The 24,657-nt window shown below is 63.6% G+C and carries 19 protein-coding genes, 2 tRNA genes and 2 pseudogenes; 18 read left to right on the forward strand and 5 right to left on the reverse strand.

What is annotated here, in order from left to right; translation table 11 throughout:
* Positions 1–1,107 precede the first annotated feature (1,107 nt).
* The 9 genes and pseudogenes from ASE30_RS29905 to ASE30_RS28975 all read left to right on the forward strand — a co-directional run.
* Positions 1,108–2,081, forward strand: a 974-nt coding sequence (locus ASE30_RS29905) for a DUF6531 domain-containing protein (RefSeq protein ID WP_369819323.1), incomplete at its 3' end; no start/stop codon positions are given.
* A 4-nt stretch (positions 2,082–2,085) separates the two neighbouring features.
* On the forward strand, positions 2,086–2,311 hold a 226-nt coding region (locus tag ASE30_RS29910), incomplete at its 3' end, for a hypothetical protein (protein ID WP_369819317.1).
* Between the two features lie 21 nt (positions 2,312–2,332).
* Positions 2,333–3,297: pseudogene (locus ASE30_RS29915) on the forward strand (hypothetical protein); the annotation flags it as partial.
* Positions 3,298–3,311: 14 nt separating this feature from the next.
* Positions 3,312–4,427, forward strand: a pseudogene (locus ASE30_RS29550) (hypothetical protein); the annotation flags it as partial.
* Between the two features lie 618 nt (positions 4,428–5,045).
* Positions 5,046–5,300 carry an RHS repeat domain-containing protein gene (locus tag ASE30_RS29805; protein ID WP_304438817.1) on the forward strand — a complete coding sequence of 85 codons (255 nt, stop codon included), beginning with the start codon at positions 5,046–5,048 and terminating at the stop codon, positions 5,298–5,300.
* The gene (locus tag ASE30_RS29810) at positions 5,269–5,823 is read left to right on the forward strand and encodes an RHS repeat-associated core domain-containing protein (protein ID WP_304438815.1); all 555 of its coding nucleotides are present in this window, start codon (positions 5,269–5,271) and stop codon (positions 5,821–5,823) included. The genes ASE30_RS29805 and ASE30_RS29810 overlap by 32 nt, the downstream gene beginning before the upstream one ends.
* Before the next feature lie 331 nt (positions 5,824–6,154).
* Positions 6,155–7,324 (forward strand): RHS repeat-associated core domain-containing protein, encoded by a 1,170-nt coding sequence (locus tag ASE30_RS12410; RefSeq protein ID WP_057284621.1) that lies wholly within the window; start codon positions 6,155–6,157, stop codon positions 7,322–7,324.
* Complete coding sequence (locus tag ASE30_RS28520; RefSeq protein WP_082601566.1) at positions 7,324–7,845, forward strand: Imm15 family immunity protein; 522 nt, start codon at positions 7,324–7,326, stop codon at positions 7,843–7,845. Before ASE30_RS12410 ends, ASE30_RS28520 begins: the two co-directional genes overlap by 1 nt.
* A gap of 484 nt (positions 7,846–8,329) precedes the next feature.
* Positions 8,330–9,040: a DUF6756 family protein gene (locus ASE30_RS28975; RefSeq protein ID WP_156407634.1), complete on the forward strand. Its 711-nt coding sequence runs from the start codon at positions 8,330–8,332 to the stop codon at positions 9,038–9,040.
* Between the two features lie 629 nt (positions 9,041–9,669).
* On the opposite strand, the gene ASE30_RS12415 is transcribed toward ASE30_RS28975, so the two are convergent.
* Together ASE30_RS12415 and ASE30_RS12420 are read right to left on the reverse strand one after the other, a co-directional pair.
* On the reverse strand, positions 9,670–11,205 hold the full coding sequence (locus ASE30_RS12415; protein ID WP_057284622.1) for a tetratricopeptide repeat protein: 1,536 nt from the start codon (positions 11,203–11,205) through the stop codon (positions 9,670–9,672).
* A gap of 27 nt (positions 11,206–11,232) precedes the next feature.
* A complete protein-coding gene (locus ASE30_RS12420; protein ID WP_057284623.1) occupies positions 11,233–12,297 on the reverse strand; it encodes an RDD family protein in 1,065 nt (354 codons plus the stop codon).
* 174 nt (positions 12,298–12,471) lie between these two features.
* Here ASE30_RS12420 and ASE30_RS12425 point away from each other — a divergent pair, with 174 nt between their 5' ends.
* The 4 genes from ASE30_RS12425 to ASE30_RS12440 all read left to right on the forward strand — a co-directional run bounded on the left by ASE30_RS12425 (position 12,472) and on the right by ASE30_RS12440 (position 16,772).
* Positions 12,472–13,395, forward strand: coding sequence for a LysR family transcriptional regulator (locus tag ASE30_RS12425; RefSeq protein WP_057284624.1), 924 nt, complete (start codon positions 12,472–12,474; stop codon positions 13,393–13,395).
* A 176-nt stretch (positions 13,396–13,571) separates the two neighbouring features.
* Complete coding sequence (locus tag ASE30_RS12430) at positions 13,572–14,780, forward strand: CaiB/BaiF CoA-transferase family protein (protein WP_057284625.1); 1,209 nt, start codon at positions 13,572–13,574, stop codon at positions 14,778–14,780.
* A 73-nt stretch (positions 14,781–14,853) separates the two neighbouring features.
* On the forward strand, positions 14,854–15,813 hold the full coding sequence (locus ASE30_RS12435) for a tripartite tricarboxylate transporter substrate binding protein (protein ID WP_057284626.1): 960 nt from the start codon (positions 14,854–14,856) through the stop codon (positions 15,811–15,813).
* Positions 15,814–15,839: 26 nt separating this feature from the next.
* Positions 15,840–16,772 (forward strand): hydroxymethylglutaryl-CoA lyase, encoded by a 933-nt coding sequence (locus ASE30_RS12440; RefSeq protein ID WP_057284627.1) that lies wholly within the window; start codon positions 15,840–15,842, stop codon positions 16,770–16,772.
* Positions 16,773–16,799: 27 nt separating this feature from the next.
* On the opposite strand, the gene ASE30_RS12445 is transcribed toward ASE30_RS12440, so the two are convergent.
* The 3 genes from ASE30_RS12445 to ASE30_RS12455 form a co-directional block, all read right to left on the reverse strand.
* The gene (locus ASE30_RS12445) at positions 16,800–17,237 is read right to left on the reverse strand and encodes a universal stress protein (RefSeq protein ID WP_057284628.1); all 438 of its coding nucleotides are present in this window, start codon (positions 17,235–17,237) and stop codon (positions 16,800–16,802) included.
* A gap of 92 nt (positions 17,238–17,329) precedes the next feature.
* Entirely contained in the window at positions 17,330–17,530 is a 201-nt protein-coding gene (locus tag ASE30_RS12450) for a hypothetical protein (RefSeq protein ID WP_057284629.1), read from the reverse strand.
* Between the two features lie 472 nt (positions 17,531–18,002).
* Positions 18,003–18,090: transfer RNA gene (locus tag ASE30_RS12455), tRNA-Ser, on the reverse strand.
* A 131-nt stretch (positions 18,091–18,221) separates the two neighbouring features.
* On the opposite strand from ASE30_RS12455, the gene ASE30_RS12460 reads away from it, so the two are divergent.
* The 5 genes from ASE30_RS12460 to ASE30_RS28525 all read left to right on the forward strand — a co-directional run bounded on the left by ASE30_RS12460 (position 18,222) and on the right by ASE30_RS28525 (position 24,634).
* Complete coding sequence (locus tag ASE30_RS12460; RefSeq protein ID WP_057284630.1) at positions 18,222–19,199, forward strand: NAD(P)H-quinone oxidoreductase; 978 nt, start codon at positions 18,222–18,224, stop codon at positions 19,197–19,199.
* Positions 19,200–19,397: 198 nt separating this feature from the next.
* Positions 19,398–20,144, forward strand: a complete 747-nt coding sequence (gene tpiA / locus ASE30_RS12465; RefSeq protein WP_057284631.1) for a triose-phosphate isomerase — start codon at positions 19,398–19,400, stop codon at positions 20,142–20,144.
* Between the two features lie 21 nt (positions 20,145–20,165).
* Positions 20,166–20,648, forward strand: a complete 483-nt coding sequence (secG, locus tag ASE30_RS12470) for a preprotein translocase subunit SecG (RefSeq protein ID WP_057284632.1) — start codon at positions 20,166–20,168, stop codon at positions 20,646–20,648.
* Positions 20,649–20,911: 263 nt separating this feature from the next.
* Positions 20,912–20,996, forward strand: a tRNA-Leu gene (locus ASE30_RS12475).
* Between the two features lie 440 nt (positions 20,997–21,436).
* A complete protein-coding gene (locus tag ASE30_RS28525; protein WP_162259922.1) occupies positions 21,437–24,634 on the forward strand; it encodes an autotransporter domain-containing protein in 3,198 nt (1,065 codons plus the stop codon).
* Positions 24,635–24,657: the final 23 nt, after the last annotated feature.

Here is a 24,657-nt window from a genome sequence, read left to right on the forward strand (position 1 = left end):
TCGAACAAGCCTGCGTTGGAAGAGGAATACACCGAGGCCGAGTATGCAGAGGCCGAAGCCGAGAACGACGGCGTCGAATGGAGCGACGAAGACCTGGACGGTCCACAGGGCGTGGTGGCGCCGCTCAACACGATCGCTGTCGAAGATGTGGAGGCGAGCGCCAATGCGTTCGACGCCTGGTTGCGCAAGAACAGCAACGACATCATCACCTTGCCGCGCCTGACAGCCGCCGCCGGCGTGGTGCCGGTGCTGGGCAACATCATGGCGCTGGTGGATGCCGTGGGCGACATCATCAAACTGAGCGATAGCCAGAAGCGCCAGTTCACGGACTGGGTCAGCTTGGGCATCAATCTGTTCGGCGTGATCCCCGCGCCTGGCACCGCGGCGGCGCGCATGAGCCTGCGGCCGGCCTTGTTCCTGGTGCAAAAGGAAGTTGCGCGGCAAGCCAAGGCAGGCCTGGGCGACGCCATCATCAGCGTGCTGGCGGCGCACCTGAACGAGAACATTGCCGGCGACATCGGGCAGTTCGCCGAAGCCGCGCAGGCCCGCCTGCAGGAACTGCTCAAGAGCGCGGGCGGCAAGGCCGAAGAGATCATCAAGTCCATCGCACAGGGCCTGGAAAGCCTGACCAAGCCCGAAAACGCCGAAGCCGCCTTTGTCAAAGCCGATCAACTCTGGGCGTCGGCGCAAGGCAAGATCCTGGATGACCCCACCGCGGCAATCGAAGATGCCTGGGGGGCCTTGTGCAGTTTCTGGGGCGGCAGCAAAACCAAGGCGAAAAACGCCGCCAAGGGTTTCATTCCGCCAGAGGCCAAGCGCCTGATGCTGGGCGGCGCCAGCCGCTTGAACACATTGGCGCCAGAGGTCAACCAGGGCATACAGTCGGTAGGCGACGAGAACAACACGGCAAGCATCGCCACCTTGCTGACGCAGTTGTCGGTGGCGGTGCTGCTGTGGCGCCAGCGCAAGGGCTATGCCATCGGCGCGAACATTCGTCCGGCCGTGGCGAACCGGGCGCGGCAGATCTCGCGTTCGATGCGGCTGGCTCGCATCCGCCGGCAACGCCGGGCGCGCCAGAATGCCAACAGAGATAAGAACTGTGCGTGCATGGCCACCGGCAACAGCATCAGTTTCGCCATGGGCACGGAGAGCTTCACGCACACGGACTTCTCGCTGCCCGGGCCCTTCCCGCTGCACTGGTCACGCACTTACTGTTCCAACCTGGCGGCCTACGACAAAGGCGTGATGGGCGCCCGTTGGATCAACGAGTTCACGACACGCTTCGATATCAAGACGGCGGGCGCCGACCGCGAGGCACTGCGCTATCACGCCGCCGACGGACGGACCCACGAGTATCCCTTGCCGCAGATCGGCAAGTTCCACTATGACCCGATTGAAAACTTGACGCTCGTGCGCGTCTCGGAGACCGAGCTGACCTTGGCCCAAGGCTACGAGCGGCGCGCGACCTATCAACGGGACGGAAGGCGTTTTCGCCTGGCCTTGCGCGGCGGCGCGCGGGTGTCCTTGCACTATCAACATAGGGTGGGTGCTCGCAGTGTCTTGTCGGATCTGATTACCTACCAGGACGAGGACCTCCATACGCACGTGGGCACGCAGTTGGACGCCCACGGACGAATCGCCGCGCTCTGGCTGATCGCCGGCGGTGAACTGCAACGCCAGTTGGCGCATTACCAATACGACGAGCTGGGAGACCAGGTACAAGCCCACGACGAACACCAGGGCCAGTGGAACTATCAGTACCAGCACCATCTGATCACCCGCTACACCGATCGCACCGGCCGTGGCATGAATCTGGAGTGGAACGGCACCGGCCCCATGGCGCGCGCCATCCGGGAATGGGCGGACGATGGCAGTTTCGATACGCGTTTGCGCTGGCACCCGGAGATTCGCCTGACCTACGTCACCGACGCCTTGGGGCAGGTCACCGAGCATTACTACGACATCCTGGGCTACACCTATCGTATCGTGCATCCCGACGGCTTGTCGGAATGGTTCTATCGGGACGACGCCAAGAATATCGTCACGCATATCCACACCGACGGCAACACCGACAGCTACGCNATCGTGCATCCCGACGGCTTGTCGGAATGGTTCTATCGGGACGACGCCAAGAATATCGTCACGCATATCCACACCGACGGCAACACCGACAGCTACGCCTACGACGAGCGCGGCAATCTGCTGGAACACACGCGCCCCGACGGCACGAGCGTGCACTACGCCTACGACGACCGCGATCAGCTCTTCAAGATCCGCGACGCCGAGGGCGGCCTGTGGCAACGCGACTACANCGCGCCCCGACGGCACGAGCGTGCACTACGCCTACGACGACCGCGATCAGCTCTTCAAGATCCGCGACGCCGAGGGCGGCCTGTGGCAACGCGACTACAGCCCGCGCGGCTACCTGACCGAGACCATCGACCCGCTGGGCAACAAGACCGAATATGCCTGCGACATCGCGGGCAACCCCGTCGCGATCCAGGATGCGCGGGGTGGCCAGAAGCAACTGGCCTACAACGCGGCGGGCCAGATCACGCAGTACACGGATTGCTCTGGCAAGACGAGCGTCTGGGCGTATGACGGGCTGGGGCAACTAGCCGAGTTCACCGACGCGGCGGGCAACACCACGCGCTACGCCTACGCGGAGGGGCAACTGGCCTGCATCACGCACCCCGATCAGACCGAGGAACACTTCGAGCGCGACGCGGAAGGCCGGCTGCTGGCCCACACCGACGCGCTGGGCCGGCGCACGCAGTGGAGCTACACGGCGGCGGGCCTGATCGCCCAGCGCCAGGACGCCGCAGGGCGGACGTTGCGCTATCAATGGGACAAGCTCGGTCAACTGACGGCGCTGGCCAACGAGAATGACCGGCACGCGCGCTTTGTGTACGACCCGGTCGGCCGATTGCTGGAACAGCGCGGCTTTGACGATCAGGCCACGCGCTACCACTATGACCCGGCCAGCGGCACGCTGCCGCGCTTTGTGTACGACCCGGTCGGCCGATTGCTGGAACAGCGCGGCTTTGACGATCAGGCCACGCGCTACCACTATGACCCGGCCAGCGGCACGCTGCTGTCTACCCAAGACGGCGACCGCGTCATCGAACTGAAGTTTGATGCGATGGGACGCGTGGCGCAGCGTCATGCACGACCCTATGCCGCCCGCCCGGGCGCGCCGGTCGGAGCAGGTGTGTCTGCCGAAACCGGTGCGCCTGCCAAAGCGGGTGTGCCTACCAACGCGGGAGTGCTTGCCAAAGCGAACGTTCCTGCCAAAGCNGGTCGGAGCAGGTGTGTCTGCCGAAACCGGTGCGCCTGCCAAAGCGGGTGTGCCTACCAACGCGGGAGTGCTTGCCAAAGCGAACGTTCCTGCCAAAGCCAGTCTGCAGGCCGAAGCGGCCGGATCGCAGACCGAGCGCTACGCCTATGACGGTAACGGCCGCCTGATCYTGGCGGAGAACTCGGCCAGCCGCCTGCAATGGTTCTACGACGCCGCCGGCAACCTGATGCGTGAGCATCAGCACTACTCAAACCTGCCGTCGCCCGTCACCGCCGTCTGGAAGCACGAATACAACGAACTGAACCAGCGCATCGCGACGCTGCGCCCAGACGGCCATCGCGTCAGTTGGCTGACCTACGGCTCGGGTCACGTGCACGGCATGATGTTCGACGAACACGAACTCGCCAGCTTCGAACGCGACGACCTGCACCGGGAGGTTGAGCGCCATCAGGGCAATCGACTGGTGCAGACGCAATCGTGGGATGCGATGGGCCGGCTACGCGAACAGAGCGTGGGACGCATGCCGGGCACTGCTGATGGCTCGCGGCATGGACTGCCAGGCACGCCGGGCACTCCAGGCACCCCAGGTATGGAGGCGGGCTCGGCCCATGCCGGACGCCCGCAGCGCCTGCTGCAGCGGGGCTATCGCTACGACGCCGCCGGCCAGTTGGAAGCGATCCAGGACAGCCGACGAGGCCCCTTGGCCTATCGCTATGACCCCGTCGGCCGACTACTCGAAGCCACCAGCAGCCTGGGCCGCGAAACCTTCGCGTTCGATCCCGCCAGCAACCTGCTCGATCCCACGAGCGCCGGCGCGACCGAGAGCACGTTGAGCATGGCGGGCCCCGTCTACACCTACCGCCAACGCTCGGCACGACTGGAAAACCTGCTGCGCGAGTATGCAGGCACGCACTACCAATACGACGCGCGCGGCAACCTGATCGATAAGCTGCACAACGGCAAACGCTCACACTTCGAGTGGGATCTGTTCAACCGCCTGACGGGCTATAGCAACGACGCGCTGCGTGTGAGCTATCAATACGACGCCCTGGGCCGCCGCCTGATGAAGCAATCGGAAGCCCACTGGCAGGAACGTCCCGGCATGACGCACGCGCAGCGCCAGGAAGAGNACAACGGCAAACGCTCGCGCTTCGAGTGGGATCTGTTCAACCGCCTGACGGGCTATAGCAACGACGCGCTGCGTGTGAGCTATCAATACGACGCCCTGGGCCGCCGCCTGATGAAGCAATCGGAAGCCCACTGGCAGGAACGTCCCGGCATGACGCACGCACAGCGCCAGGAAGAGAAAGCCCGCCTGAATCGCGCGCTCGGCTGCGGGGCAACGCTGTACGGCTGGGACGGCGATACCCTGGCCTGGGAAGGCCGCGACGACCAGACAACACACTACCTGTACGAACCGGGGAGCTTTGTGCCCCTGGCGCAGGCGATCAGCAGGAAGCCAGTGCTGCTGCATCAGCAGCCGGTTTACGCGGGCGGCTATGACGTCGATCAGGACCCGCTATGGACGACTTCGCCCGAGCCGGATGACGTGGATGCNGGCGATACCCTGGCCTGGGAAGGCCGCGACGACCAGACAACACACTACCTGTACGAACCGGGGAGCTTTGTGCCCCTGGCGCAGGCGATCAGCAGGAAGCCAGTGCTGCTGCATCAGCAGCCGGTTTACGCGGGCGGCTATGACATCGACCAGGATCCGCTATGGACGACGTCGCCCGAGCCGGATGGCGTGGATGCGCTCGCGTGGTATCAGTGCGATCACCTGGGGACGCCGCAGGAACTGACCGACGCGGACGGCGAGATCGTCTGGAGCGCGCAGTACAAGGCATGGGGCGTCGCGAAAGAGGCGATCTCAAGTGCGGCACTGTCTGCGGGGATACGTAATCCGATCCGATTCCAGGGGCAGTATCTGGACCATGAGACCGGACTGCATTACAACCGGCACCGGTACTATGATCCGGAGATCGGAGTATCTGGACCATGAGACCGGACTGCATTACAACCGGCACCGGTACTATGATCCGGAGATCGGAAGGTTTATCGCGAAGGATCCGATCGGGTTTGCGGGCGGGTTGAATGTTTATCAGTATGCGGATAATCCGGTGGGGTGGGTTGACCCATTAGGATTGACTGGGGAAGACGTCTACCGAGCGATGAAAACAGGGGTTGACGGTCTGCCGATTGTTGAACCCACGGCACGTGGCCTTGGAGCTCGTCCAGGGGTAGATATTCCGGTAGATTCTAATGGAATGGTTCACCCAGGCACAGGTGGTATCTCAGTTGCACCGGGCTCGGCGGCCAATCTTCCGCCCCATAGGCGCCCAGAAAGTTTAGGAGGGACAGGAAAGGACTGCGCCTGCGTGCTAAAGACTGCGAATCTTCCGAAGACCCTTAAATATGTGCAGGATGGTGCCACGCACGGGACGATTCAACCAAGCATCAGCATGACATTGCCCGACTATCAAGCCGCCCTTGGTTCAACGCGTGACAAGTGGGTGAAGCAATGAACACCGAATTAGATAGCGAGCTAGATAGAGAATTGAGTGACGCATTACGAATAAATCGTGATTTCACTTTGCAGCGATCAATTCTTGTGAAATACAAGGAGAAAGGTTTTAGTTCGGAATCAGTGTATAAGTTGCTCGGCACAATGAAAATTGGTGTAAGTGAAGACATCGAGGACAGAATTTTGGAGCTGATGGATATCACATGCGGATTTTGCTCTCCTAATATGCGAGTGTGGTAGCAATGAAAAGCCGTTTACGCGGCCCTTCATTGTTTATGCAATTCACCTATGGCGGAGTGCGGAGCCACAGCTAGACGCGCCTGGACAGCCGGTTGCGCGAGTACGTGGGCACGCACTACCAATACGACGCGCGCGGCAACCTGATCGATAAGCTGCACAACGGCAAACGCTCGCGCTTCGAGTGGGATCTGTTCAACCGCCTGACGGGCTATAGCAACGACACGCTGCGTGTGAGCTATCAATACGACGCCCTCGGCCGCCGCCTGATGAAGCAATCGGAAGCCCACTGGCAGGAACGTCCCGGCATGACGCACGCGCAGCGCCAGGAAGAGAAAGCCCGGCTGAATCGGGCTCTGGGCTGCGGGGCAACGCTGTACGGCTGGGACGGCGATACCCTGGCCTGGGAAGGCCGCGACGACCAGACAACACACTACCTGTACGAACCGGGGAGCTTTGTGCCCCTGGCGCAGGCGATCAGCAGGAAGTCAGTGCTGCTGCATCAGCAGCCGGTTTACGCGGGCGGCTATGACATCGACCAGGATCCGCTATGGACGACGTCGCCCGAGCCGGATGCCGTGGATGCGCTCGCGTGGTACCAGTGCGATCACCTGGGGACGCCGCAGGAACTGACCGACGCCGACGGTGAGATCGTCTGGAGCGCACAGTACAAGGCATGGGGCGTAGCGAAAGAGGCGATCTCAAGCGCGGCACGGTCCGCGGGAATACGTAATCCGATCCGACACCAGGGACAATATCTGGACTATGAGACCGGACTGCATTACAACCGGCACCGGTACTATGATCCGGAGATCGGAAGGTTTATTGCGAAGGATCCGATCGGGTTTGCGGGCGGGTATGAGACCGGACTGCATTACAACCGGCACCGGTACTATGATCCGGAGATCGGAAGGTTTATTGCGAAGGATCCGATCGGGTTTGCGGGCGGGTTGAATGTCTATCAGTATGCGGATAATCCTGTGGAGTGGATTGATCCACTTGGCCTCGCTGGGAAAAAAGGAAATTCCTCGGGAACGCCGAAGCAGTCGCAGGCTAAGGTAGCCAAAGGGCAGGCACCTTCGGATATAACGCGTATCGATGGCCCCGAGGCAAGTGTTCCCAATAGCCAATGGCATGCCCATTGTAAGTGCGGCTCAGGGCTGAATCTCGATGGATCGATTCACGATAAAGGAAGGGGTGATGTGACTTTTTCCAGAAAAACAATCGAGTGGTTGCGCGATCATGGTTGGGAGTCTTTGAAATAATGAAACTATCAGATGTTTACATTAAATTAATACAGGAAGAACCTTATGAGGATCTGCGTGTATTCGAATGTGACTACGACAGCTATGAGGAATACCCTATTGTCTCAAGATATAAAAAGGTAGAGTACCTTAAAAATAGTCTTAGCCCGGGCGGGGTGTTTGGAATTTTAATATCATTGGCATGCTTTGTTTTAAATGTTGCTATTATTTCATCCAAAGAGCGTGTGCCGCGCCGGGATGTCCTATTAGGTATCTCATTTACTGATTTTGATGATTATTCAGATAATCTATTTGTGACTCCAAGAATCTTTGTATTCCCCGGAAGTCAGGGGGAGGAGTTTCTGCAAAAATTGATAGAAAAGAACAATAACGATATTGAATCGCCTGAGATGAAAATGATCAAAAATAACTTCGCAGCCGCCGGTGTCTTTCTTAATTTCAATTTTTACGAAAGTAGATTTTTTGATGACGCGTGTGCTGAGAAGATTATTAATATCTACGCCATTCCGGTAAGTCGTTAGGCGTTGTTGGATGCATGGAGGGGGCTGCTTCCCGTCTCAATGGTCGGATGATCCAAAGAGCGCGCTGCAGATCAGCCATCAGATCACGCATTCCTGTACAAGCAGGGTAGCTTAGTATCGCGGGCGCAAGCGAATCAGCAAGAATCTGGTGCTGCTGCATCAGCAGCAGGGCTCGGCGGGCGGCTATGACAGCGAGCACGACGCGCTATGGACGACGCCGCGCGAGCCGGATCCGTCACGCATTGGCATACATCACTGCCATAGCCTTGGGCAGGAGTGGATGCGGTCTCGGGCGCGCTCGTTGAGTTCAAGGATGCGGGGGCAGAACTGCTCTCGATGCACCCCGCGAGGAGGAGGACTAGGTCATGGCAACCGATTTGTCTAATGGAAAACCTTCGGAAAATGGGGGCTGTCATCGCGGCAACGTTGCTTATGCGGGATCGCGACATAGGCCGGATCGAAAATTTTTAGAAGATATCCAATAATGGTGAAGCCGGGTGCAGACGATTTCAGAATTGAGCTATCCGCAGCGCTAAAGAACTGCGGTTTGGGAGATCAGCAGGCGAGCGACAGCGTGGCATTGCTGGAAAAAATTCAAAAGAAATTTGTCGTTGGAAATCCGCGTGCTTGGTGGACCGGATTGAAAAATGCAAATGTCTTAAGTTTTGAGGGCGATAGTGGATATCTACGTATTGCGAAACTTGCTCCTCCCTCGGTCACGCATGTGTGGTTTGTGGTGGACGAATGTAACGAGGAGGAGTTCATTTTTAATGTTCCAATCCATGCGGTTTCGCAAATCATCAAGGAATGCCGTTACTTCGAATATTACGTCGTGTCTCCTGACTTTTATTGGTTGCTAGCCGAAAACGATCATGGAGATTTGTTGCTTGTTACTGACGCTGAACATCTGTGCCCCCTCCTGCGGAGATCTAACGGGCTGCCGAAACACCGACCAGTCGTACGCGATGCGACGCCGCCATCCCGGGGCGTGGGGTGGTTTGCGTTGAGGAAGAGCCGCAGGCCATGGGCACGAACGTCATCGCATGACGCATGCGCAACGCGAGGAAGAGAACCCTCGGCTGTACCGCGCGCTAGGATACGGAGCGACGTCAACGGGTGGGACGGCTACAGCCGGGGCGAGGGCAACTGCGACGATCGGACTATGCAGACGTGTTTGGCATCAGACCCGGTATGAACGGGGTCGCCTCAGCTGGCTCCCGAGGACGGATCCGCAGCCCGCCTTCGTGGGTACCTTTGATCAAGCGATTGCCGTGAAAAGGTCCAGCCGATTTATTATTATTTTAATTTCGCTGAACGCTTCAAACAGGGTGGTGCCCGAGACCGGAATCGAACCGGTACGGCCGCGAGGCCGAGGGATTTTCTTACCACTTCGGCTTTCGCCGCCAGCGGGGTGCGCTGTTCGTGGTCTGGAGCACGCCTTCACCATAGCCTTCCGGCCTTAGGTGCCCGCCGTCTGCTCTCTACACCTTCCCCGCTTTTTCAAGCAGGGCTTGGCTCGGTGTTAGCGCGGAACGGGTCCAGGGCCTTCGCCGAGTTTGACGGGCTACACCTTTGAGGTTTCCCTCAAAGGGCTCAAATTAGTTTAAGTCCCTTGTGTCTACCAATTTCACCACTCGGGCGTTGCGCGGCCCATGCGGAGCCGGCAGCGGGCGTGACTATACCATTTTGGGCGCAGGGAAATTCACTGGCTACCCGGTATACAGGGGACACGAGGCGGATTGCACGAAGGGCGCGTGAGTGGCGCCTGGCCGTCAGGCCGTTCGGCTGCGCCTATCTGCAGCCGAACCGGCCGTCTGGCTGCATCTATCTACGGCCGAACAGGCGGCTGAGGAATCCGCGCGGGGCGGCCGCGGCTTCTTCCGCCGCCAGCGCATTCTGCATGGATAGCTCCTGAAACTGGGGCTTGCCGTTCTGCTGGTACGAGGCCGATGCCTGGCGGAAGGCCATGGCCGATTCCGCATGGCGCTTCATGTGCCCGTAGATCTCTCCGCGCGAAAACAAGGCCCAGCTACGGTAGTCCGGATCCAGCGCGATGAGACGGTCGCAGGCCGAGAGCGCGGCGTCGTACTGGCCGGCGGCGATCAGGGCGTTGACGCGTTCGGCATGCAGGGGACCGCTGTCAGGCCAGCGCGCCATGGCCCGGTCCGCGTCGGCCACGGCTTCCGCCCCACGGCCCAGGCGCGTCAGGGCCTCGATACGGGCGCGCCGCCATTTGAGCCAGTCCGGATCCAGTGAGATAGCCACTTCCGACAAGGGCAGGGCTTCATCGTAGCGTTCCAGCCGGTTCAGCATGTCGGCGGCATTGCCGGGCAGGAAGTCGTCGTTGGGCGCAATTTCATAGCCGCGCAGGTAATAGGCCAACGCCGCTTCCCAGTTGCGCTGGTCGCGCTGGGCGTTGCCGGCCACGAACAGCAACTGGGCGTCGCCGCTGGTCAGCGGGTCCAGGCCTTGCAGAGCCTGTTCCGCCAATTCGGGATCGCCGCTGCGCACGTACTCGCGGGCCTGCTCCTTGCGGCCTTCCCAGCCATTGTCCGACAGCGCGTCCAGACGCCGCCAGAGGGGCGCGGCCTCGTCCGCCCGGCCCAGTCGGTGCAGCGAGCGCGCCTTGCCTTCCAGGGGCCAGTCCCAGTCGGGCTCTCGGCGCAGCAGGCTGGTCCATTCTTCCACCGCGTCTTCATGGCGCTCCAGCGCCTGCAGGCACGAGGCCCGATTGTGCTGGATGGCGTTTTCCTCGCCCAGGATGGCGCGGGCGCGGTCGAACATTGCGATGGCGTTGTTCAGGTCGCCCAGGCGGCGGTAGTTGTTGCCGGCGTCGTACAGGAAGCCGCCATTGCCGGGCGCCAGCGCCACGGCACGCTGATGGTAGGGCAGGGCGTCGTGGTACCGGCCCGCGTTGTGCAAGTTCGATCCGATATAGCAGTGCGGCGCGGCGGCGGAAGGGCGTATTTGCGAAGCGCGGGTCCAGCTTGCAATGGCGCTGTCCAGTTGGCGGTCATTGATCAGCAGATAGGCCTCGGACATCAGCAGTCCGAAGTGCGACGGCGCGCGTTGCAGGGCGTCGCGCAGGACACGCCAGGCTTCCTGCTGGTTTCCCGCATCGTAGAGCGCGGTGGCGCGCACGCGGATGGCGTCGCTGCATTGCGGATCCAGGGTCAGCGCACGGGCGAGATCTGCGTCCCGCTGCGCATGTGCCTGGCGCTTGTCGTGGTAGCGGGCACGCAGGGCCCACATGACGGGGGAAGCGGGCTGTTCGCGCAGCCCCTGTTCGCACAAGGCGAGCATTTGGGTGAGGTCGTTGCCGTCGTCGGCGCGGTGAATGGACTCGATCAGGCTGGACATGCGGGGGTTCCGGTCTCAGAAATAGGGCTAGCGCGCCAGGGCGCCGGCTTCGTGACGGCAGCTATAGGGCCGATCCGCGCGGGGGATGTCGTCGCTGCCGCACTGCCAGCGGCGCACGCCGCCGCCTTTCTTCTCCGAGCGCAGTTCGGGCAGATAGACCAGATGCTTGCCGCCCAGGGAGGGCGCGTCCGCCGTGGCCGGTTCGCCGGCGATGGTGAAGCGCAGCACGCCGTTGACGGGATTCATCTCCAGCTTGCTGAAGCCGCTGGTCTTGAGCGATTCCTGCGTGACGCCGAGGGCGGCCATATCGGGGGCGAACGTCCTGGTGCGCTGGTAATAGCCTTCGGCCAGCATGCGCACGGGATCCGACACCAGGTCCAGATGGATGACCTCGGTGCGCAGGGGATTGTCGCCTTCGTCCTTGTCCAGGGCGATCACGCCGATCACCATGCCGACCAGGACCAGCGCCGCGACGCCGAACACGACGAACAGGAATCTGCCGGCTCCCGTGACGGCGCGGGTCTGGGCCACCGCAGGCAGCACCGCTCGCGGATCGGCATGGCTGGACACGACATGGGTGCCGGCCAAGGAGTTGTGCATGGCGCGTTCGCCAAAGATGGTCTGCTGTATGTGGTGGAAGATGCCGGGCAGGACCACGTTCAACGTGTACTTCAGGATATGCCGCCAGACCGAGCGCAGCAGCCCCGGCGAGCCGCCCTTGCGCGTCACGACCCGCATTTTCAAGAGGCGCTTGCCAGGGGAGCCGCTGCCCCAGGCGTCCATGAAGGCGGGCAGCAGCCAGCCGATCAGTCCTGCGGCGATGGCCAGCAGCACTGGGCCGGCCTCTCCGGTCAGCCCTTGATAGGTGTAAGACGCAGCCATGGCCAGGCCGGCCGTCGCCACTGCCATGAAGATCGCGTCAATCGCGGTGGCCCCCAGCCGTGGCCAGATGCTGGGGAACACCCGGGCAGTGCCGGTCTTGGCGGCGCGCTGGACGGGCGCCTTGGCCGCTTTGACGGGCAGGGGGGCGTTGCAGCTAAAGCAGAGCTTGTTGGCGGCCGGGTTTTGCCAGTTGCAGCGAGGGCATTGCATGGGAGGTGAGGTCTGAAGGCGGGGGCCGGGCGGGCGGCGGGAGTGCGGATGATACCCATGTCGCCTCGATGAGGCGAATGGGCCCCAGCCTGAGCTGCCGCGTCCCTGCGAATCCGGCGCGCTCGGGAAAACCCCGATGCCTTCGGAGGCGGCCAAAGCACGACACTTTGCGCCATGAAGCCGCTTCCGCCAACCCCGCCGTCCCGCGATATCGATCCAGTTTCCCTGCGCCTTTTCCTTGCCGCGCTCGAGGAGGGAAGCCTGGCGCGCGCCGCGGCGCGAGAGAACATCGTGCCTTCCGCCGTCAGCAAGCGCATGTCGGAAATGGAGGAGGCCTTTGGCGTGCCGTTGCTGGAGCGCGGCGTCAAGGGCGTGCAACCCACTCCCGCCGGCAACGCCCTGGCCGCGCATGTGCGCCGCGTGCTTCAGGACATGGACCGCATGCATCGCGACATGGCCGGCTTCGCGACCGGCGTGCGCGGGCACATTCGGCTGGCGGTCAGCGTGGCGGCGCTATCCGGCGAATTGCCGGCGCAGATCCAGTCGTTCCGGCGCGCCTATCCGCAAATCGATATCTCGCTGGAAGAAGACACGACGCAGGCCGCGTTCCGCGCCGTGCTTGAGGGCCAGGCGGACGTGGCGGCGGGATCGGATTTCGGCCACGACGGCCTGCAGGTGTTTCCATGCGGCCATTGCGAGTTGGCGGCGGTGGTGCCGGGCCAGCACCTGCTTGCTGACCGCGAGGCAATGGACTATGCGCAACTGCTGCCATTCGAGCAGATCGAGCTGAACCGCGACAACGGCATCAGCAGCGTGTTCGAACAGGCGGCGCGCGACGCGGGCATGACGCGCCGGATCAGCGCGCGGGTCAGCTCGCACGAGACGATCTGCATGCTGGTGGCGCGCGGCATGGGGGTGGCCGTGGTGCCGCATTACCTGAAGCCCCGCCACGCGCATCTGGATATCCGTTTCATTCCTCTTTCGGGCCCCTGGTCCAGCACGCCCCTATGCATCGCAGTGCGGGACCCGGCAGCGCTGTCGCCTGCCGCGCGCGCCCTGCTGGCGCATCTGGGGGTGTTGCCCGCGGCGCACGCCTGATGCGCCGGTCCGGGTCAGGGCTTACCCGGACGTTCCCAACCGAGAATGCCCCCGTGCTGAAAGACCGCTACCCGCAGCCCGCGCAGGGCCGCGATCATGGATTCTTTGCGGCGCGGCAGGCCGGACTTTCCGGGCCAGGCGCCGCTCCGATTCCCAGGCAGGCAAGAGGAAACTTGATGACCGCAGCACCGGCTTCACCCTTTATGGATAGTTCCGAACTGCCCTTGCGCGGCATCAAGGTCCTGGAACTGTCCCATATGATCATGGGGCCGGCCGCCGGCCTGTCGCTGGCGGATCTGGGGGCGGACGTGATCAAGGTGGAACCCATGGACGGCGACCGCACGCGTCGGCTGAAGGGATCGGGCAGCGGCTATTTCCCCGTCTTCAACCGCAACAAGCAGAGCCTGGCGATCGACCTGAAATCCCCGGAGGGACAGGAGATCGTGCGCAAGCTGGCCCTGCGGACCGATATGGTGGTGGAGAATTTCCGCGACGGCAGCCTGGCGCAATATGGGCTGGACTACGAATCGTTGTCCGCCGAGAATCCCGGGCTGATCTACGTGTCGCTCAAGGGCTTTCTCTCGGGCCCGTACAAGCACCGTACGGCATTGGACGAAGTGGTGCAGATGATGGGTGGACTGGCCTATATCAATGGCGGCGCCGATACGCCGCAGCGGGTGGCCGCATCCGTCAACGACATCCTGGGCGGCACCTTTGGCGTGGTGGGCGCATTGGCCGCGCTACATGACCGCCACGCCACCGGCCGCGGGCGCCATGTGCGGTCGGGCCTGTTTGAAAACAACCTGCTGCTGGTGGCCCAGTTCATCGCGCAGTACCAATTGACGGGCACGGCGCCCAAGCCCATGGGCGCGGAGCGCAAGCCGCCATGGGGCGTGTACGACGTCTTCGAGACCGCCGACGGCCGGGTGTTCGTCGCGGTGGTGGGCGATGCCCAATGGCGCAACTTCGCGCAAAAATTCCTGCCGCCTGAATGGGCTGCCGATCCGCGCCTGGCCACGGCCGTCGACCGCGAAGCCGCGCGTTCCTGGCTGGTGCCCGGCGTGGGCGAAATCCTGAAAACCTGGAAGACCGGCGAACTTTGCGCGGCGCTGGAAGAGGCCAATCTTTCCTACGGGCCGATCCGCCAGCCGCACGACCTGCTGGACGACGCGCACCTGAACGCGGGCGGCGCCCTGCTCAAGACCCGGCTGCCGGACGGCAGCGAGATATCGGCCGCCGCGTTGCCCATCGAGTTCGACGGCCGCAAGGCGGGCAAGCGGTCCGATCCCCCTACCCAAGGCGGACAGACGCTCGCCATTCTGCAGGGCCTGGGCCTGGATGCCGCGCGCATCGACGCCCTGCGCACTGCGGGAGTCATTGCATGACCAAGCCCTAGCGCTTGAGCCCTGTCGAGGCGGCGCAGACCGCCAAGACGTCCATCAAAGAGGAGACAACCCGATGATCCGCAAACTAATCGCGCTGGCCACATTGGCCTTCGCATGCTCGGCGCACGCGCAGGATTACCCCAGCAAGCCCATCCGCATCATCATCCCGTCCACGCCGGGTGGCGGCACCGATTACATCGGCCGCCTGATGAGCACCAAGCTGCATGAACTGAACGGCTGGGCGGTGGTGCCGGAGAACAAGCCGGGCGCGGGAACGGCGCTGGGCCTGGCCGAGGCGGCACGGTCGCCCGCGCAGGGCTATGACCTGGTGATCGGCCAATCCGATAACGTCACGCTGATTCCGCTCTTGATGAAGGTGGCCTACGACCCGGTCCAGGACCTGGCGCCGGTGGCGCTGGTGGCTACCACGCCGATGGTGCTGCTGGTCGCCGAGGCCTCGCCCTACAAGACGCTGCCGGAAGTGATCGAGGCCGCCAAGAAGGAGCCCAACAAGATCTCCTATGGCACCTCCGGTACCGGCGGCGGCGTGCATATCGCGATGGAGATGCTGCAGCACGAGGCCGGATTCAAGATGCAGCACGTGCCGTACAAGGGATCGGCGCCGGCTCTGGCGGACCTGATGGGCGGACATCTGCAATTCGCCGGCTCGTCGATCTCTTCGGCGGCAACCCTCATCAAGTCGGGCAAGGTGCGCGCCCTGGCGGTGACTTCGCCCAAGCGCAACCCCGCGCTGCCCGATGTGCCGACCGTGGCGGAGCTGGGATACAAGGATTTCAGCGTGGTGACCTACTACGGGGTGCTGGCTCCGGCGAAGACACCGGCCGCCATTGTTTCGCGGCTGAACACCGACTTCAACAAACTACTGGCGCGCCAGGACGTGCGGGAGGCGCTGGCGGCCCAGGGACTGGAGACCGACCCGGTGTCCAGCGAACAATTCGCCGCGCTGATCGCGTCGGATATCGGCAAGGCGCGCCAGACCATCAAGAGCGCGGGCATCGTCATCCAGCAGTGAACCGGACAAGGACGGCAGGACAGCACATGAACCAGGAAGTCAGGCTTTGCGAAGTGGGGCCGCGCGACGGGCTGCAAATGGCCAAGGGCATGATGCCCGGGGCCGACAAGCTGCGCTGGATACGGCAATTGGCCGACTCGGGCCTGCGGGAGATCGAGGTGGGCAGCTTCGTGTCGCCAAGGCTGGTGCCGCAGATGGCGGACACGGGCTCGATTCTGCCCGAGGTCCTGAAGATCGACGGGCTCACCGTCTGCGCGCTGGCCTGCAACCTGAAGGGGGCAATCGCGGCTTATGAGGCGGGCGCGCATGTGCTGTCGTTTCCGATCTCGGTCAGCGACACGCACAGCCACGCGAATGTCGGCAAGGGTACGGACGCGCAGGTGGAGATGATGGCGTCCATCGTCGACTGGCTGCGGGCGCAGCCGCGACGCATGCGGATCGACGCCGCGGTGGCCACGGCGTTCGGCTGTTCGATGGAAGGCGCGGTGCCGGTGCGGCGCGTGGCGCAAGTGGCCGCGGCGGTGGCTCGCACGGGTGTCGACGAAATCGCCCTGGCCGATACCGTGGGCTATGCCCACCCGGCGCTGGTGCGCGAGGCGGTGCGCGCCACGCAGGACGCGGTGGGCGGCCAACTGACCAAGCTGCATCTGCACGACACGATGGGGCTGGGGCTGGCCAACGCCCTGGCGGGGCTGGACGAGGGCATCCGGGGATTCGATTCCTGCCTGGGCGGCCTGGGCGGCTGCCCCTTCGCGCCGGGCGCGTCGGGCAACATCGTCACCGAGGATCTGGTCTTCATGCTGGAGAGCATGGGCTACCGGACGGGTGTAGACCTGTCCAGGTTGTTGGCGGCGCGGGCATTGCTGGCGAATGCGCTGCCCGGGGAACGCCTGCGCAGCGGCGTCGCCGCCGCGGGCATCCCCAGAACGTTTCATCCTGAAGCCCAGGCCGCCGGGTGACGCGCCGCGTCCGGACCGGGATTTTCGCTAGCGGTAGACGAGCACCGGCAAGGTGGAGTGCGCCAGCACTTTTTGGGTCTGGCTGCCTAACAGCAGCGCGGCCATGCCGCTGCGTCCGTGCGAGGACATGGCGATGAGGTCGCAGCCCTTCGTCATCGCAACGTCCACGATGATCTGGTAGGGGGAGTCGCTTTCGCGCAATTCGGTGGTGCAGGCAACGCCGGCCGCGCTCGCCTTACCGGCGGCTTCAGACAAGTAGGAGCTCGCCAATTCCTTCGCCTGGTGTTCGTACACCTGGCGCACACCTTCGAGCTGCACGGTCTCGATGGAGGGCATCTGGAAAGGGCTGTATACCGTCAGTACCGTCACGCTGGCATCGAGCTTGCGCGCCAGCGCCAGCCCTTGTTCCAGGCCTGAATTGGCCAGGCTGGAACCGTCGATGGGGATGAGTATGTGCTTGTACATGGCTGCCTCCAGGGGAATCTGCGTACATACTACCCCTGAAGGAAGCGCTTGGCGGTGGCAGGGCAGCCACGGCAATGGTCCGGAAGTCCCCGTCAATCTCCTTGCATCGGCGTGGCATGCTCCTCATCCGTCAGCGACGGACACGAAGCAAAAACGGCAGCCAATACGAAACAGATGCTGAGCGTCATGGCGAGTGGAATCAGTTCCATTAAATTGATTCCGCCCCAACGCGCAAGAAACAGCAGTACCAAAAACGAAAGAAAGAACACCGCGACCTGTTTGCCGTTGCACATCAGGATTTCTCCTCATATCAAAGCCGGCTCGCATCTTGGGCATGTTCAATATGGCGTTCGCGCCATTGAGCAGTGACTGCTCAGCGTTGATACTAGGTCAGGGGGGCGCACGTGTAATTCCGCCTTTTGGATTACTCCGTCGAGGTGGATATCAGTCTTTGGATGAGGTGGGCGCCAGAGAGCCGCGGCCCGGCTTTGCGGGCTGCGCGAGGTGGGATCACCAGGGTCTGCAGGGAACGGCGTTGAGCTTGGCGACAGCGCTCAGCGCGCGCGAAGGCCGCGCGCTGCGTGGGGCCCGGGCGCCCATCGCGGATGGTATCCAGGGGCAGTTCAAACAATGGGGGCGCCCCAGGACCTGGCGAACGCGGTCCACGTATTTCGGGGCTTCGGCCGCCGTGGGCCGCTGTGACGGTCAAGGTTTGCGCGGCGCCCACCTGGGGGCACCTGCAACCAATTGGTTTTATTGTTCTTTTGGCGGAAGCGGTGAGATTCGAACTCACGAACGGTTGCCCGTTGCCGGTTTTCAAGACCGGTGCAATCGACCACTCTGCCACGCTTCCGGGGGTATTGCTGGGTATTGATGCAGTGCTGCCTGGCATTCCGGCCGTCTGGCAAACATTCTGCCCGAACGAAAACGCGATCTGCCGTAAAGGGCGCAATAATAATCCATTTGCTGCAAAGGAGGCACGCGATGCACGCTGTAGAAATCTCTCGCCCCGGTGGTCCCGAAGTTCTGGTCCCTACCGAGCGCCCCGCGCCCGAGCCCGGCGCCGGTGAAGTCCTGATCAAAGTGAGCGCCGCGGGCATCAACCGTCCCGACGTGTTTCAACGCAAGGGCAACTATGCCCCGCCGCGCGGCGCGTCCGACCTGCCGGGCCTGGAAGTCGCGGGCGAGATCGTGGGCGGCGACGTGGCCGGCAGCGGCTTTGCCGTGGGCGACAAGGTTTGCGCGCTGGTGGCGGGCGGCGGTTACGCCGAGTACTGCGTCGCGCCCGTTGCGCAATGTCTGCCCATCCCCAAGGGTCTGTCCGATATCGAGGCCGCCGGCCTGCCGGAAACCTATTTCACGGTCTGGAGCAATGTGTTCGACCGCGGCCGTCTGTCCGAGGGCGAGGCTTTGCTGGTGCATGGCGGCGCCAGCGGCATCGGCACCACGGCGATCCAGCTCGCCCGCGCCCTGGGCCACAAAGTCTATGCAACGGTCGGCAGCGATGACCGCGCCCGTGCCGTCGAAGCGCTGGGCGCCGACAAGGGCATCAACTACAAGACCCAGGACTTCGTGAAGGAAGTCCTGGATGCCACCGGCGGGCGCGGCGTGGATGTGATCCTGGATATGGTGGCCGGCGACTACATCGCCCGCGACATGCAATGCCTGGCTGACGACGGCCGCATCGTCATCATCGCCCAATTGGGCGGCTCGCACGCCAATGTGGATACGTCCCAGGTCATGCGCCGCCGCCTGACGATCACGGGTTCCACCTTGCGTCCCCGTCCCGTGGCCTTCAAGGGCGCCATTGCGCGCGCCCTGCGCGAGCAGGCCTGGCCCTTGCTGGAAAAGGGAGCCATCAAGCCGATCGTCCATGCCACCTTCCCGTTGGCCGAGGCCTCCAAGGCGCACGCCATGATGGAAGGTGGTGAAAATATCGGCAAAATCATCCTGACCATGTAAGAAACGCGCGGCGTTCGGCGTAGCGCCGCGCAACAGGATACAATCTCGGGTTTCGCCTGGAATTTTTTCCAGGCAGGCCTGTGGGCGGTTGCCGCATTAGGTCCCTATGCAGGGCCCTGAACCTGGGGGCCTTCTGCCCTGGGAGCCTTAAACCCGGGGGCCTTCTACCCCGCCTTACCCACTTCAGACAAATTCGCCATGACTTCAGTCGAAAACCGCGCCCGCCTAGTGCTGGGCAACTGGAAGATGCACGGCAACCTGGCCGAAAACGCCGCGTTGCTGACCGAGCTTCGTGCCGCGGATGCTGCGGGCCACTGCGAAATCGGTATCTGTGTTCCGTTTCCGTACCTGGCGCAAGCCGCGTCGGCCCTGACCGGCAGCAGCGTGTCCTGGGGCGCGCAAGACGTCAGCGCGCACGACAAGGGCGCCTACACCGGTGAGGTATCGGGCGCCATGCTGAAGGAATTCGGCTGCCGCTGGGCGCTGGCCGGCCACTCCGAGCGGCGCGTGCTGCACGGTGAAACCGACGAAGCCGTGGCCGCCAAGGCGCAGGCCGCGCTGGCCGCCGGCCTGACGCCCGTGGTCTGCGTGGGCGAGTCTCTGGCTGACCGCGAAGCCGGCAACACGCTGGCCGTCATCGAGCGCCAACTGAAGCCCGTGCTGGCCCTGGGCGCCGACGCCGTGTCGCGCATGGTTCTGGCTTACGAGCCGGTCTGGGCCATCGGCACCGGCCGCACCGCCAGCCCGGAGCAGGCTCAGGAAGTCCACGGCGCCATCCGCGCCGCCCTGCGCGCGCTCGGCGCCGCGCAGGTGCAAGTGTTGTACGGCGGCAGCGTGAAAGCTGCCAACGCCGCCAGTTTGTTCGCCATGACTGATATCGACGGAGCCCTGGTCGGCGGCGCGTCGCTCGTGGCCGAAGAATTTTTGCGAATTGCCGCCATCTAAGTTTCCGTTCCGGAGTCTGTAATGCCCTTGATGCTCAAAATTCTGCTGGCCGTCCAAGTGATCTCGGCGCTGGCTATCATCGTCCTGGTCCTGCTTCAACAGGGCAAAGGCGCCGACATGGGCTCCGCTTTCGGTAGCGGCTCGTCCGGCAGCCTGTTTGGCGCCACCGGTGCGGCCAACTTCCTGTCGCGCGCCACGAAGTGGGCCGCCGTTGTCTTCTTCGCGTCCACCGCCGGCCTGGCTTATGTCAGCCACAAGGGAACCAGCGGCCCCGCCGTCGATTCTGGCGTGATGCAAAGCTTCCCGGCTGACCGTTCGGTCCCGCAGGCGCCGGGTTCGGTGCCCGCCGCTCCGGGCGCTTCGTCGGTTCCTGGCGCCTCGTCGGTTCCCGGCGCGGCTCCGGCTCCCGCCGCCAAGCCCGATGCGTCGGTCCCGGCAGCGCCCGCAGCGCCGGCCGCAGGCGAAAGCAAGCCCGCCGAAACGCCCGCGGCGCCAGCGAAGTAAGCGGCACCAAGGGAAAAGGCCGGCGCATGCCGGCCTTTTTTTCGCCGTATTGCGGTACGGGCAGGCAATGAGAGCGCGTTGGGAAAGTGTGCGATGCCGCCGAGGAAGGCGCCGCGGCACTTCGAGTGCGATGACGGGGTACACGAGCTTTACGCGCCGATACCCGCGCGCCGAGCGAAAACCGGGACACATTTCCCGGTCCGCGATTTACGTGATAGAATGCTCGACTTTCCAGGAAGGCATGCCTTCCCGGGGTTGGTAAAGCCGACGTGGTGAAATTGGTAGACACGCTATCTTGAGGGGGTAGTGGCGAAAGCTGTGCGAGTTCGAGTCTCGCCGTCGGCACCAAGAATTTGTCCAGGAATACCTGGAATTGAAAAAAGCCTGTAAGAATCAATGTCTTACGGGCTTTTTTTCGTCTGCGCGGTTCGCGTGTGTCTGATCAGATGCCATGGGTGGGGTCGAGGCCAATCTGGACTGACAGCCGAAGCCCGCGTGGCTCCTCCCAGCGCCCGAGGCGCATTGGCCAAGGTGAAAGGACAGGCCAGGGCTTGGCGCCAGGACTACAATCGGACTCGGTCTTACGCGGCCCCGAGCGATTCATCGCCGGGCCAACTTTGCGGTAGTACAGCCTTCGACAACCAGCCGGAGGCTCCTGATAGCCCGATCACGCAGGTCGGTGCTGTCCGGGAAACCCCAGCGGCTCATGCATGCCAACTGATTCGTGGATTTCCTACCGATTGTTTTGGGTACCGGCTCGCGATCTTGGCGCGCTGAGTATTACCGCGTTGAATACCGCCGCGTTATCCGGCCTTGCCTTGCTCAGCAGCCTGAGTGCCCCCGCGTGCGCGCAACAGACGATCGTCGGCCCGGGGCAGACCTATATCCACGATGATGGCACGCCGTTTGTGGCGGGCACCACGACGAACAACGCCCACGCGGTTCTCGTCAATTCAGGGAGTTTCCTGGTCGAAGGTTCGGCCGTCGATATCTCGACCAGCGGGGCGGGTGCATCGGGCCTGCGGCTTGAAGCCGCCAGCGGACCGGCCACCGCGGTGATCAGGGGAACCGCGGCAGGCGCCGCCATCGCGGTCTCCGCGGACGGCACCGACGCCGTGTCCCTTGCGGGCAGCGGGGGCAACCTCGCCTCGATCGATCTGGACAGTGTCAAGGTCATTGCCAATGGCGACCTGAATGCTTCGTTCAGAACCGGGTCGGGCGTCTACCTGGAGGGTTCCAGCCAGGCGGTGCTACGCAACGTCGACATCACCACGTTGAGAGGCGCCGGCGTCTTTCTCAACCGTCTTGGCGGTCCCGTGGCCGGCCAGCAAGACCAATCGGCGAGCCTGACGAATTTTGTCATCCGTGCGGGGCTCGACGCCAGCAGCGGCACGCCCTCCGTCGAGGGCGCTTTAGGCGGTGTTGTGGCGATCAACCCCGGCCGCGTGGAGCTTGCGAATGGGGATGTTGAAACGTGGGGGGAATCCACCGCGGGCGTGTCCATGACCAATTCGGTTCCCCGCGTCCGAATGGACCGGTTGTTTGCCACCAATGTCGACGTGACCACGCACGGGGAAGAAGGGCGAGGCTACAGCCTGGGGCTGAGCGCCCAGATCAAGGGGGGCAGCATCCAGACTTTTGGACGGGGCGCGACGGCAGTCTATGTCAACGACTTTGGAACGACGCTGCCCATCGTCCGGATAGACGGGACACGGATCGCAACGTACGGCGATGGCGCGGACGCAATCTGGTCCGCAGCCAACGCCACCGTCGACCTACGCAATGCCAGCATCACGACGGCGGGATCGGGTGCGCTTGGGGTCCGCAATTTTGGCGTGGGTATCACGATCATGGATTCCTGGATCGCGACGAGCGGGGCGCAGGCCCACGCCGTCTCGCTCAGCCAGTCGGCTGAAGCCACCATTTCCGGCTCGACGCTCCATACTTCCGGCGTGGGCGCCGCCGGGGTCCGGATCTTTGGCCTGGGCGGAAGCAACCGCGCCATTCTGGAGGGCAGCGTGGTGGTGGCGGACAAGGGGCCTGCCTTGTTCGCCACGGGCTCGGGTTCCGCGGTCTTCGACCTGCGCAACTCGCGGGTGACCGCAAATGGCGGGAGCGGCCTGCTGCTGAATACCGAAACGGGAAGCCTCACGGACACCGCCACGATCAACGCCACGAATTCGACACTCTTGGGCGACATGGAAGTCGGCAACCGCCAGATCGCCGTCCGGCTGGCGGATCGTTCGCTCTTCACCGGCGCCATGCTCAGCTCGGGCGTCGGGATCGTCAATCAGGTCGATATCGACTACACCAGCCGCTGGAACGTGCGGGCGAACTCGACGGTGGAAGCGATCGACAGCAGTGGTTTCCTGCTTGTGCCTACCGGAATCACGTTGAAGACGACGGCGGGCGCGACGATTGCCCAGGGCGGCACCCTGCGGGTCGACGGCATCATGGCAGGCGAGGTGTCGGTGCAATCCGGCGGCTTGCTGAGCGGCACGGGCACGGTCGGCAACACCGCCAACTCTGGCACGGTCGCCAGCGGCCTGGACACGCTCCGCTTCTCGGGCACGCTGGCGATGAACGCGGGCTCGATCTATCAGGTTGGGATCAACCCGGCCGGCCAGAGCGGCAAGCTGACGGTGGCGGGCGCGGCCTCCATCGACGGCGGAACCGTGCAGGTGCTGGCGGGCGGCGCCGGCGTCTTCGCGCCATCCACCACCTACACGATCCTGAGCGCCGCGGGCGGACGCAATGGCGCCTTTTCCCAGGCCACCTCCAACCTGGCCTTTCTCGATCCCACCCTGAGCTATGACCCCAGCAACGTCTATCTGACGATGGTGCGCAACGACACCGGCTTCAGCCTTGTCGGCCGGACCCGCAACCAGGTCGCCACCGGCGCCGCGGTCGAGAGCACGGGTTTCGGCAATCCGGTCTATGACGCCGTGCTGGGCCTTGAGGCCGGGCAGGCGCGTGCCGCCTTTGATCAGCTTTCTGGCGAGGTCCATGCGTCGGCCAAGACGGCATTGATCGAAGACAGCCACTTCGTGCGCGATGCGGCCAATGACCGCATCCGCGCCGCTTTCGGGGACTGGACCGCTGCGCCGATGCGTGTGGCGGCCTACGCGGAAGGCCGCCCGGTGCAAGTGGCGCCCACCACCGAGCGCCTCGTCGTCTGGAGCCAGGGCTTCGGGGGCTGGGGCCGTGCGGACAGCGACGGCAACGCCACGCGCATGACCCAGTCGACAGGCGGCGTGCTGGTGGGCACCGACGTCCCTCTTGCGGGCAATTGGCGGGTGGGCGGGTTGCTGGGCTACAGCCACACGAGCTTCGACGTGGACGATCGCGGCGCCTCGGGCGCCAGCGACAATTACCATCTGGGCCTGTATGGCGGCACGCAGCGAGGTCCGTTCGGGTTCCGCTCCGGCGCGGCGTATACCTGGCACGACATCTCCACCCGCCGAGGCGCGGTGTTTCCGGGATTCGGCGACAGGCTCGAAGGGGACTACGACGCCGGTACGTTCCAGGCCTTCGGCGAGTTCGGCTACCGGATCGAGACCACCGCGGCCGTATTCCAGCCCTATGTCAATCTTGCCTATGTCCACCTCGATACCGGCGGCTTTCGGGAACAGGGCGGGGCAGCGGCCTTGCGCGCCAATAGCCAATCGACGCAAACCACGTTCAGCACGCTAGGCCTGCGCGCCTCGACGAACTTTGCCATCGGCAAGGTGAACACCACGGCGCGCGGCATGCTGGGCTGGCGCCATGCCTTTGGCGACATCACGCCGCAATCGACGCAGGCTTTCGCCGCCGGCAATGCCTACACCGTTGCGGGGGTGCCCATCGCAAAGGATAGCGCCGTGCTCGAAGCGGGACTGGACCTGAGTCTGACTCCCTTGACCACCCTGGGCGTTTCCTATCAGGGGCAATTCGCGGGCGACACCCGGCAGGATGGCTTCAAGGCCAATCTGGCCATCAGGTTCTGAGGAGTCTGGATCTCGCCGTCGGA

This window comes from Achromobacter sp. Root83 (genome assembly GCF_001428845.1).
Classification (GTDB): domain Bacteria; phylum Pseudomonadota; class Gammaproteobacteria; order Burkholderiales; family Burkholderiaceae_B; genus Achromobacter.

Bases quoted from the DNA above. Each gene is read 5' to 3' on its own strand.
- ASE30_RS12425 (WP_057284624.1), top strand. From the start codon at position 12,472: ATGAAGCCGCTTCCGCCAACCCCGCCGTCCCGCGATATCGATCCAGTT.
- ASE30_RS12450 (WP_057284629.1), bottom strand. From the start codon at position 17,530: ATGTGCAACGGCAAACAGGTCGCGGTGTTCTTTCTTTCGTTTTTGGTA.
- ASE30_RS28975 (WP_156407634.1), top strand. From the start codon at position 8,330: ATGGTGAAGCCGGGTGCAGACGATTTCAGAATTGAGCTATCCGCAGCG.
- secG (WP_057284632.1), top strand. From the start codon at position 20,166: ATGCCCTTGATGCTCAAAATTCTGCTGGCCGTCCAAGTGATCTCGGCG.
- ASE30_RS28520 (WP_082601566.1), top strand. From the start codon at position 7,324: ATGAAACTATCAGATGTTTACATTAAATTAATACAGGAAGAACCTTAT.
- ASE30_RS12420 (WP_057284623.1), bottom strand. From the start codon at position 12,297: ATGCAATGCCCTCGCTGCAACTGGCAAAACCCGGCCGCCAACAAGCTC.
- ASE30_RS12415 (WP_057284622.1), bottom strand. From the start codon at position 11,205: ATGTCCAGCCTGATCGAGTCCATTCACCGCGCCGACGACGGCAACGAC.
- ASE30_RS12435 (WP_057284626.1), top strand. From the start codon at position 14,854: ATGATCCGCAAACTAATCGCGCTGGCCACATTGGCCTTCGCATGCTCG.
- ASE30_RS12430 (WP_057284625.1), top strand. From the start codon at position 13,572: ATGACCGCAGCACCGGCTTCACCCTTTATGGATAGTTCCGAACTGCCC.
- ASE30_RS29810 (WP_304438815.1), top strand. From the start codon at position 5,269: ATGATCCGGAGATCGGAGTATCTGGACCATGAGACCGGACTGCATTAC.
- ASE30_RS12445 (WP_057284628.1), bottom strand. From the start codon at position 17,237: ATGTACAAGCACATACTCATCCCCATCGACGGTTCCAGCCTGGCCAAT.
- tpiA (WP_057284631.1), top strand. From the start codon at position 19,398: ATGACTTCAGTCGAAAACCGCGCCCGCCTAGTGCTGGGCAACTGGAAG.
- ASE30_RS12460 (WP_057284630.1), top strand. From the start codon at position 18,222: ATGCACGCTGTAGAAATCTCTCGCCCCGGTGGTCCCGAAGTTCTGGTC.
- ASE30_RS12440 (WP_057284627.1), top strand. From the start codon at position 15,840: ATGAACCAGGAAGTCAGGCTTTGCGAAGTGGGGCCGCGCGACGGGCTG.